The 9,900-nt window shown below is 70.2% G+C and carries 8 protein-coding genes; 4 read left to right on the forward strand and 4 right to left on the reverse strand.

Annotation, left to right across the window (positions count from 1 at the left end; genetic code table 11):
* Nucleotides 1-265 precede the first annotated feature (265 nt).
* Nucleotides 266-2,293 carry an SDR family oxidoreductase gene (locus ACRWNM_RS24490; RefSeq protein ID WP_431970416.1) on the forward strand — a complete coding sequence of 676 codons (2,028 nt, stop codon included), beginning with the start codon at nt 266-268 and terminating at the stop codon, nt 2,291-2,293.
* A gap of 13 nt (nt 2,294-2,306) precedes the next feature.
* On the opposite strand, the gene sigJ is transcribed toward ACRWNM_RS24490, so the two are convergent.
* Nucleotides 2,307-3,230 (reverse strand): RNA polymerase sigma factor SigJ, encoded by a 924-nt coding sequence (gene sigJ, locus ACRWNM_RS24495; protein WP_431970417.1) that lies wholly within the window; start codon nt 3,228-3,230, stop codon nt 2,307-2,309.
* A 177-nt stretch (nt 3,231-3,407) separates the two neighbouring features.
* On the opposite strand from sigJ, the gene ACRWNM_RS24500 reads away from it, so the two are divergent.
* From ACRWNM_RS24500 to ACRWNM_RS24510, 3 genes are read left to right on the forward strand one after another with little or no spacing between them, the layout of a single operon-like run.
* Complete coding sequence (locus ACRWNM_RS24500) at nt 3,408-4,517, forward strand: amidohydrolase family protein (RefSeq protein WP_431970418.1); 1,110 nt, start codon at nt 3,408-3,410, stop codon at nt 4,515-4,517.
* Between the two features lie 30 nt (nt 4,518-4,547).
* On the forward strand, nt 4,548-4,934 hold the full coding sequence (locus tag ACRWNM_RS24505) for a hypothetical protein (protein ID WP_431970419.1): 387 nt from the start codon (nt 4,548-4,550) through the stop codon (nt 4,932-4,934).
* Nucleotides 4,916-6,499, forward strand: coding sequence for a multicopper oxidase family protein (locus tag ACRWNM_RS24510; RefSeq protein ID WP_431970420.1), 1,584 nt, complete (start codon nt 4,916-4,918; stop codon nt 6,497-6,499). The genes ACRWNM_RS24505 and ACRWNM_RS24510 overlap by 19 nt, the downstream gene beginning before the upstream one ends.
* Before the next feature lie 107 nt (nt 6,500-6,606).
* Here the strand turns inward: ACRWNM_RS24510 and ACRWNM_RS24515 are convergent, their stop codons facing one another.
* The 3 genes from ACRWNM_RS24515 to ACRWNM_RS24525 form a co-directional block, all read right to left on the reverse strand.
* Nucleotides 6,607-7,212, reverse strand: coding sequence for a cutinase family protein (locus ACRWNM_RS24515; RefSeq protein WP_431970421.1), 606 nt, complete (start codon nt 7,210-7,212; stop codon nt 6,607-6,609).
* Between the two features lie 234 nt (nt 7,213-7,446).
* A complete protein-coding gene (locus tag ACRWNM_RS24520; RefSeq protein ID WP_431970422.1) occupies nt 7,447-8,460 on the reverse strand; it encodes a zinc-binding alcohol dehydrogenase family protein in 1,014 nt (337 codons plus the stop codon).
* Nucleotides 8,461-8,735: 275 nt separating this feature from the next.
* Nucleotides 8,736-9,599, reverse strand: a complete 864-nt coding sequence (locus tag ACRWNM_RS24525) for an expansin EXLX1 family cellulose-binding protein (protein WP_431970424.1) — start codon at nt 9,597-9,599, stop codon at nt 8,736-8,738.
* Between the last annotated feature and the right edge of the window lie 301 nt (nt 9,600-9,900).

Raw genomic sequence — 9,900 nt, forward strand, 5'->3', positions numbered from 1 at the left:
CCGCCACACCGGGTAACTAGAAAGACCTGTAACACATACCGTTTGACCTGGGGTGACGGTGAGCATTCCCACACGGCGGTCGACGCCGATCAGCTTGCCCCGCCGACGCTGAACCGATTACAGTTTCCTATAAGTCAGGACGAAGGTGTTCCTACTTTCGGCCCGACCGCTGTCACCGGGGGCCGATTCGTTGACTCCGCATTCACCGCCGCATGCCGGATCAATGGTGCGCGACAACAGGTTCGAGTGAACAGCAGGAGGGACGATGGTCTCGTACATCGTGACGGGCGGAACCGGATTTCTGGGTCGACGGGTCGTGCAAGGGCTGCTGGATACCGATCCCGAAGCGATCATCCACGTGCTCGTCCGCGCCGAATCGTTAGCCAAGTTCACGGAATTGGCCGAGGGCTGGCACGGCGGCGAACGCGTCTTCGCCCTGGTCGGCGATCTCACCGCCGAGCGGCTCGGCCTGCGTGATCAGGCGCCGAAGGCCGATCACGTGATCCATCTGGGCGCGGTCTACGACATGACCGCCGACGAACACACCGCGCACGCCGCCAACGTGGCGGGCACCCGCTCGGTGATCGCGCTGGCTCGAGAGCTCGACGCGGTGCTGCACCACGTGTCCTCGGTCGCGGTCGCCGGCGACCACAAGGGCAAGTTCTTCGAGGAGGATTTCGACCTCGGCCAGAACCTGACCTCCCCGTACCACCGCACCAAATTCGTCGCTGAACAGCTGGTTCGCGAGTCGCGCGGGGTGCGCTGGCGGGTGTATCGACCGGCGATCGTGGTCGGCGACTCCCGCACCGGCGAGATGGACAAGATCGACGGCCCGTACTACTTCTTCTCCGCCATCGCCAAGCTCGCGGCCCTGCCGTCCGACCTGCCGATGCCGCTGCCCGACCTGGGCGCCACCAACATCGTCCCGGTCGACTACGTCGCGGCGGCCATGGTGGAGCTGGTGCGCAAGTCCGGCCTCGACGGCCGCACCTTCCACCTGGTGAACCCGCGGCCGCAGCCGTTCGACGCCGTGTACGGCGCACTCGCCGCGGCGGCGGGCGCACCCGCAGGCATCGGCCCCGTGCCGGGCAGCGGGCTGGCGCTGCACGGTCTCGCGCAGCTGCCCGGCGTGCCCGCGGTCCGCGATTTCCTGTTGGCGCAGTTGGGAATTCCCCCGGAGGTCGCGCCGCACACGTCCTTCTCCTCGGAGTTCGTCTCGGACTCCACGCAGGCCCAGTTGCGCGGCAGCGGCTTGTCGGTGCCGTCGTTCGAGAGCTACGCCGCGCGGCTGTGGCAGTACTGGCGCGCGAACCTGGATCCGAACCGGGACCGCCCGGCCGACAGCGGCGACCCGCTGTCCGGACGGATCGTGCTCATCACCGGAGCCTCCTCCGGCATCGGCCTGGCCACCGCGCACGCCGTGGCACGGCGCGGCGCCACCGTGCTCATGGTGGCGCGCGGCCGCGCCGACCTGCTCGCCGCGGCCGAGTCGGTGCGCGCGGAAGGCGGGGCGGCGCATACCTATCCGTGCGACATCACCGACCCCGAGGCCGTCGACGGCCTGGTGAGCGCGGTGCTCGCCGACCACGGCCACGTCGACTACCTGGTGAACAACGCGGGCCGCTCGATCCGCCGTGCGGTGGCGAACTCCACCGACCGGATGCACGATTTCGAGCGGACCATGGCGGTGAACTACTTCGGCGCGGTGCGGCTCATCCTCGGCCTGCTGCCGTCGATGCGGGCGCGGCGTTTCGGTCACATCGTCAACATCTCCTCCATCGCGGTGCAGACCAAGGTCCCGCGCTTCGCCGCCTACGTGGCCAGCAAGTCGGCGCTGGACAACTTCAGCGAGATCGCCGCCGTCGAGAACCGGGACGCGGGCATCACCTTCACCTCGGTGCGGATGCCGCTCGTGCGCACCCCGATGATCGCGCCGACCGACCTGTACCGCTCGCTGCCGGTGCCGGATCCCGACCGGGCCGCGGCCATCGTGGTGCGGGCGCTGGAGGACCGGCCGCACCGCATCGACACCCCGGTCGGCACCTTCGCCCAGGCGGTCGATCTGCTGATGCCTTCGGTGAAGCGCACGATCATGCATCAGGGCTTCCGCATGTTCGGCGAATCGCATGCGGCACAGGGCGTCTCGACCGAGGTCCCGGTTTCCCCCGGTGCCGCGGAGGACAGCTCGGGGCGCGGCCCGCTCACCCTTCTCGCGCCGGTGCTGCTGCCGCTGATGGCACTGCCGAACCCGGCGGCCAAGGTCGCGCGGGTGGTGCCCGGCCTGCAGTGGTAGACCGGGCCGCGGCTCAGCGGATGTGCGTCAGCTTGTCCGGATTGGTGACCGAGTAGATGCCGCGCACGGTGTCCTCGGCGGTCACGTCCAGCACGACGACGGCCAGCGGGGCGTCGCCGTCGAAGAGCACCGCGCACGGATCGGTGCTGACGGCCCGGTACCGAACCCGGTAGCCGGGCCGCAGCCCGCGCGCCACGTCGGCGAACAACCGCGCCACCGCGCCCGCTCCGTGCACCGGGCGCAGGCTGGTCGCGGGGCCGCGCTCGCCGCCGTCGGTCCACAGGGTGACGTCGGGGGCGAGGACGGCGAGCAGGTCCTCGAGGTCGCCGCCCATCGCCGCTTCGACGAACCGTTCGGTCACCCGGCGCCGCGCCTTCGGATCGGCGTGCCCGCGCGGACGACGGGCTTGCGCGTGACCGCGGGCGCGGTGCGCGATCTGGCGCACCGCCGCCGGTGTGCGCCCGAGGATCTCGGCGATCTCGGTGTGCGGGTACCCGAACACCTCGTGCAGCACGAACACCGCGCGCTCCAGCGGGGTCAGCGATTCGAGGAGCACCAGCAGCGCCATCGAGAACGCCTCGGTGCGCACCACGCGGTCGGCGGCGTCGGGCTCGGGTTCGGTCTCGCGCACCACGGGCTCCGGAAGCCATTGTCCGACATAGGTTTCCCGTCTCCGGATCATCGCGTTGCGCCGCGCGAGCGCCTGATTCACGGCCACCCGCACCAGGTAGGCGCGCGGGTTGGCGATCTCCTCGGCCGACAGCGCCGTATTGCGCGGCGCCAGCGACAGCCAGGTCTCCTGTAGCACGTCCTCGGTGTCGGCGACGCTGCCGAGCATCGTGTAGACCACCGAGAACAGCAGCTCGCGGTGTCGCACGAACACTTCTGTCGCGGCATCGGTATCCATGGCGCTGGCGCCCGCGGGCCGGTGTTCCATCACATCTCCCTGTCTACGCTCGCTCGTCTCGAGCATGAGAGGGCCGCGCCGCATCGGGGTGTGACGCGGCGCGGCCATCGAGTGATCCATCTCACTCGAACGTCACACTCGCGCCTCTCCCGCGACTCCTGAGGTCCGTACGCGGCGCCCTGCCGCCGAGAACGAAGGAGAGCACCGATGCGCACCGTAATTCGCGACGTCCGACTGTTCGACGGGGAGAAGACCAGCACCGACGCCACCGTGCTGATCGTCGACGACCGCATCGCCGGCTACGACGGCGGCACCGCCGACGTCGAGATCGACGGCGCGGGAAAGACCTTGCTGCCGGGATTGATCGACGCGCACACCCACGTGTTCGGCGACGACCTGGCCGAGGCGCTGCGCCACGGCGTCACGACCGAACTGGACATGTTCTGCCTGCCGAATCACCTCCCCGCCCAGCGGGCGCTGGCCGCCGAGCGGGACGACGTCGCCGACTTCCGCAGCGCGGGCACCCTCGCGACCGCGCCAGGCGGACATCCGAGCCAGCTGCTCACAGCGCCCGGGATGGACGCGCTCGATGTCGCGCCGTTCGACACCATCGAGCGCCCGGATCAGGCCGAGGATTTCGTGCGCGCCCGCATCGCCGAGGGCGTGGACTACCTGAAGATCGTCGTCGACGACGGGGCGGTGCACGGCACGCGGCTTCCCGTGCTCGGCGCGGACACCGCGGCGGCGCTGGTCACCGCGGCGCACGCGGCAGGGTTGCGCGTCCTCGCGCACGCCGTCACCGCCGCCGAGGTGCGCATCGCACTGGACGCGGGAGTCGACGGGCTCGCGCACGTGTGGACGGACGAGGACACCGCGCTCGTCGACCGCGTCGCCGCGCAGGGTGTCTTCGTCGTCTCCACGCTGGTGTACTTCGCCGCGATCGGCGATCCGTCGGCGCAGACACCGGACTGCGCACGGACCGGAACACTCGACGGCGCCACCCGGGTCGCGCGCGCACTGCACCGCGCGGGCGTTCCGCTGCTGGCCGGTACCGACGCCACGCCGTTCGTCCCCGCGCACGGCGTCGACCTGCACACCGAACTGCGCATGCTCACCGAGGCGGGACTCACGCCGGAGCAGGCCCTCGCCGCGGCGACCAGCCTGCCCGCCCGGCATTTCGGGCTCGCCGACCGCGGCCGGATCGCGCCGGGGCTGCGCGCCGACCTGCTGCTGGTCGACGGAGATCCCACCACCGACATCACGGCGACAACCGCGCTCGCGGAGGTCTGGCGGCGCGGCGTGCGCCAGGCCCGCTGATCCCGCTTCATCCTTCCGGTAGGAGAATTCGTGACCGAATCCCTTGCTCCGCCCCGCTTCTGGCCACTGGCGCTGTTTCGAGCCTGCACCGCCGTCGCGGCGCTGCTCGTGCTGAGCCAGGCGCTGCTGGCGGGCGAGTTCTTGTCCGGGCACTTCGAGGCGCTGGCGGCACACGGCCGCAACGGCGGCGTCGTGGCGGTGTGCATGGTGCTCCAAACCGTCGCCGCGATCCTGTTGTGGCGCTTGGGTTCCGGCCCGTCGTGGCCGGTCCGGACCGGTGTCGTGCAGACGGTCATCGCGGGTGCGCTCATCCCGCTGGGTGAACAGCGGATCCTCGCCGTGCACGTGCCGCTCGCCGTGGGGCTGTCGATCGGCACCGCACTGCTGACAACTTGGGCGTGGCGGTGGCGCGCGTGAACCGGATGAGCCGACGCGGATTCCTGGCGGCCGGGGCGGGCCTCGGCGTCGCGGCGACCTTGGGTGCGGCGGGCGTCCGGGGCGGCCTGCTGCTCACGCCAGGACAACCCGGCCGCGTGCTGCCGAGCGCGGCGCCCCTGCCACCGGCCTTCCAGGCGCCGCTGCCCGTCCCCGCCGTCCTCGCACCGGTGCGCAGCGACGCGGAAGCGGACTACTACGAAATCGTCCAGCGCGAAACGGATCTGGAGATCCTGCCCGGTCTGCGGACACCGGCCTGGACCTACGGCGGAAGCTTTCCCGGTCCGACCATCCTGGCGCGATCCGGCCGTCGGTCGGTGGTGCGCCACCGCAACGAATTACCGCACCCGGTGGTCGTGCACCTGCACGGCGGGCACACCCCGGCCGACAGCGACGGCTACCCGATGGACGTCATCCTCCCGCACGGTGCGACCGCGGCCACGAGCGTGCACCACGGCGACCACGGCGCACCTGCGGCCGGGTACACGAACTCCCACGGCGAGCGCGACTATCACTATCCGAACGACCAACGCGCGGCGACACTCTGGTATCACGACCACCGGCACGGCTTCACCGGTCCGGCGGTCTGGCGCGGACTCGCCGGGTTCCACCTGATCACCGACGACGAGGAGGCCGCGCTCGGGCTGCCCACCGGCGACCGCGACATTCCACTGATGATCGCCGATCGCTCGTTCGCCGAGGACGGTTCCTTCGCCTATCCGCAAGCCGATCCGGCGCTGCACACCCCCGGCGTCACCGATGCGTACATGAACGGTGTGCTCGGCGACGTCGTGCTGGTCAACGGCGCGCCGTGGCCGCGCCTCGAGGTCGATCCGCTGCGCTATCGGTTCCGGCTGTTGAACGGTTCCAACGCCCGCCGCTATCGTCTGGCGCTGGATCCGCCACCGCCGGGTGGTGGCGGGTTCGTCCAGATCGGCAGCGACGGCGGGCTTCTCGAACGGCCCGTCGCCCACGACACGATCGACCTCTCTCCCGGCGAACGGGTCGACCTCGTCGTGGATTTCGCGCTCTACCGTCCGGGAACGCGGGTGCTGATGCGCAACGAGTTCGGGACCGGACGCACCGCCGAGGTCATGTGCTTCGACCTCACCGGGTCATCGCGGCGCGACGACAGCACCGTCCCCGAGCGGCTGAGCCGGATCGCCGCGCTGGACCCGAGCGCGGCGGTCGCGGTGCGCACCTTCCATTTTCAGCTGCGCGAACACGGCTGGGCCGTCAACGGCAGGCTCTACGCACCGGGCGAGCCGCTGGCCAGGCCGAAGCTCGGCTCGGTCGAGATCTGGCGTTTTCTCACCGATTTCCACCACCCGGTGCACGTCCACCTCGATCCGTTCCAGGTGATCGGGCGCAACAACCGCGCACCCGGCCGATTCGACGCGGGCTGGAAGGACACCGTCGACCTGCGTCCCGCGGAGGCGGTCGAGGTCGCGGTGCGCTTCACCGACTATCCCGGCCCGTTCATGCTGCACTGCCACAATCTCGAGCACGAGGACATGGCGATGATGGCCGACTTCGTCACCGAATGACCCGAATTCGGTTCGTGGACAGCAACATTCACTGCGGCGAGCGTGCACACAAGTGTCGGGGCCGACGTTGCCGCCGGCCCCGACGTCCCGGATTTCCCGGCCGGTGCTCAGACGTGGGCGGCCGCGAAGTCCGCGGCGGGCCACATCGCCCAACCGTAGTTGCCGTGCGCCGCCGGATCGAAACCGCCGCCGCACACCGGGTCGCCGCCGGTGCAGTAGTTGGCGGTGCGCCAGGCGTACAGCCCCGGCACGTTCCATCCGATCAGGCGGACCGGATCACCGAACAGCAGCACCGCGGCGATCCTCGATTCCAGCTCGTACGGCAGGACGTACATGCCGGGCAGCACGGTCACGATGCCTGTGCCGAGCACGCCGTGCGTGACGACCGCGCCCTGCGAGTAACCGACCAGAATGAACCGCTGATCCGGGCACATCGCCGCCTGGGCCATGATGTGCGCGGTCATGTCCCGCGTGCCATCGCTCACCGAGGATGGAACGAGCAGGTCCGCCGGGTAGTTCACCGCATACGCGGTGGAGTCGACCGGAAGCGTTTGGAGCAGTGTGCCGTACAGCGGATCGCCGACCACACTCCCCAACCACCCCGGTTCCCCGGTACCTCGGGCCACGACCACGTCCACTGCAGCACACGCGTCGGCTGACGCCGGTGTGCCGAGACTTGTCGCCGCTCCGACCCCCGCTACGAGCAATAGCACTGCGAATGCCCTTGCCAGAGGCCTCTTTCGGAACAGATTTACCTTCCGGTTCGCCATGATGATCACCCACTCACGCCGTTGTGAGAACACCGAGTGACGGTTGTCAGTGACAATCACTCGGCTATATCCGCGAAGGTAAGAACGGCAGTGAGTTGCGTCAAGCAACTCGATCCAAGCGAGACCGAGTCATCGCACAATCGTTGTGCGAGTGGGTTGCCCGGCGCGGCGAGGACGCTACGGGACGAGAACCGCTGCGCCCGTGAACCGCCCGTGCGCCAGGTCGGCGAGCGCCCGATCCGCCCTGTCCAGGGAGTACCCCTGCGTCGTCACGGTTATCCGGTGTTTTTCGGCCAGGGCCAGGAACTCCCGCGCATCGGCGCGAGTGTTCGCCGTGACCGAGCGAATTTCCCGCTCCTGGAACAGGTGTCGCTGATAGTTCAAGGCCGGGATGTCGCTCAGGTGGATCCCGGCGATCGCGAGCACGCCGCCGCGGTCCAGCGCCTCCAGCGCGGGCAGTACCAGCTCGCCGACGGGCGCGAACAGAATCGCCGAATCCAACGGCGCCGGTGGCGGTTCCGCGGCGCCCTGCACCGAGGCGGCGCCGAGCTCGCGGGCCAGCTCGCGAGCGGCCGGATCGCGGGTCATGACGTGCACTTCGGCGCCGCGAGCCAGTGCGACCTGTGCCGCGATGTGCGCGCTGCCGCCGAAGCCGTAGATGCCGAGCCGCCCGCCCTCGGGAAGGGAGGCGCGTTGCAGCGCGCGGTAGCCGATGATGCCCGCGCACAGCAGCGGCGCGGTCTCGGCGTCGTGGTACCCGGAGGGCAAGTGGTGCGCGAAATCGGCGGGGACGGTGGCGAACTCGGCGTAACCGCCGTCGGCGTCCCAGCCGGTGTAGCGCGACTCCGGGCAGAGGTTCTCGGCGCCGCGCAGGCAGTAGCGGCAGGTTCCGCAGGTGTGGCGCAGCCAGGCGATGCCGACCCGGTCGCCCGGCGCGAACGCCCGCCCGGCCGACGCCGTCACCTCGGGACCCAGCGCGACGACTTCACCCACCACTTCGTGGCCGGGCGTCACACCGACCCGATGCACCGGGAGGTCGGCCTCGGCCACATGCAGATCCGTGCGACACACCCCGCAGGCGAGCACGCGCACCAGCAGTTCTCCCGCGCCCGGCTCGGGCGCGGGTTCGCGCACCAGATCGATCGGCCCGTCGTCGATCGGGCCGGGGCGGCGGACACGCCACGCGATCATCGGTTCACTCCGAATCACCTCTTCGCGATGTGACGGGGCTCGGACCAGTCTGACACGATCTCGCCGCGGCGGGCGCACTCCCGGCTACTCCCCCGGCCGGACCGGCCACGTCGCGCGTCCATCGTCGCACCGAGCCAGAAACGAGCGGCTCGGCACCGGCTGGACGTCCGATCTCCCAGACGATGCCGCGATCGCGGCGAAGTTCACTCGCTCTCACCCGGCCAGGCCAACGGCCGGACAATTCCGCGGCGATGTGGCGTTCGCGGGGCTTCGTGCTAGCGAACGCAGAGCGACGGGGCGGCGATCGAATTCTGGGCGCGCATCGGCGAGGTGACGGGCACGACGATCGGCGCGGGGTCGGCGGCGGCCGAGTAGAGCCGCACGCCGGTCTGACGTTCGCCGGAATCGATTGTCACCCCGATGATCTCGGCTTCGTGCCCGTACGCGTCGGTGATCCGCGCGATGAACGGTCCCGTTCCGGCCCCGACGAGAGTCCAGTAGTTGTCCATGCCGCGCGTCAGCTCGCGCCACTGCTCGCCCGCCTCGTCGCGCAGCGCGACCTGGCGGATCGGGTTGCCGGTGCCGGTGATCAGCAGGGACAGCCACCCTCTCGTCGAATCCGGTTTCACCGCGTAGCCGAGTTCGGGGGCGGGCTCGGGATCCCGCACCAGCCGATAGCTGATCTGCGCGACGCCGTCGGCGCGGTCGGCGATCCGGTCGAACGCGGCGATGCTCAGATCCAGCTGCCCCGGAGCGCATCCCGGGCAACGATCGGCGACGAGCACGCGTACCGCTCCGTGCGGACCGCGGACGTCGAGGTGGCCGCCGCACAGGTCGGCCCGGCCGAACTCCGCGGTGGACAGCCCGGCGTAGAGTCCGTCGGCGGGGAGGTCCTCGAACGAGCACGCGACTGTCGACTTGGACGAGTAGTACCGCGCTTCACCCGGCATCGGCGGCAGCGGCGGCCAATGTCGCGCGGGCACACCGGAACTGCCTCCGGTCGCAGGCGACCACGTCGGGAGGGTCTGCACGCCGCCATCCGTTGCCGGCTCGCACGTGACCGCTTCGGGCCGCGTCGCCCACACCGCGACGCCGACCACCGCGATCACCGTGCCGACGACCGACCACACCCAGCCCATCCGAAAATTACGCTGCCGTATCGGTATTCGATGCACGGCCGTCCCCGGCTTCCAGCTCGCCCCGCTCGCGGACTGTCGATCCTGACTCGACAAGGAAACCAGCAGAATTCATACCGCGCGGCCCGAACGGAAATTCTTCAGTGTGCAAGGCTCGAACCAGGGCAAACCACAAGCAAATAGCCAGGATTCACGCGGGGGCGGGACCGCGGAACCGGAAAAGATCCGATGCCCCTCGGGCGTACCTCCGCGTCCGCTCCGGCCGCGCGACGAGCTGTCGACGAAATCGGCCCGACAGCGCCCC

The organism is Nocardia sp. bgisy134, assembly GCF_965341865.1.
Lineage (GTDB): Bacteria > Actinomycetota > Actinomycetes > Mycobacteriales > Mycobacteriaceae > Nocardia.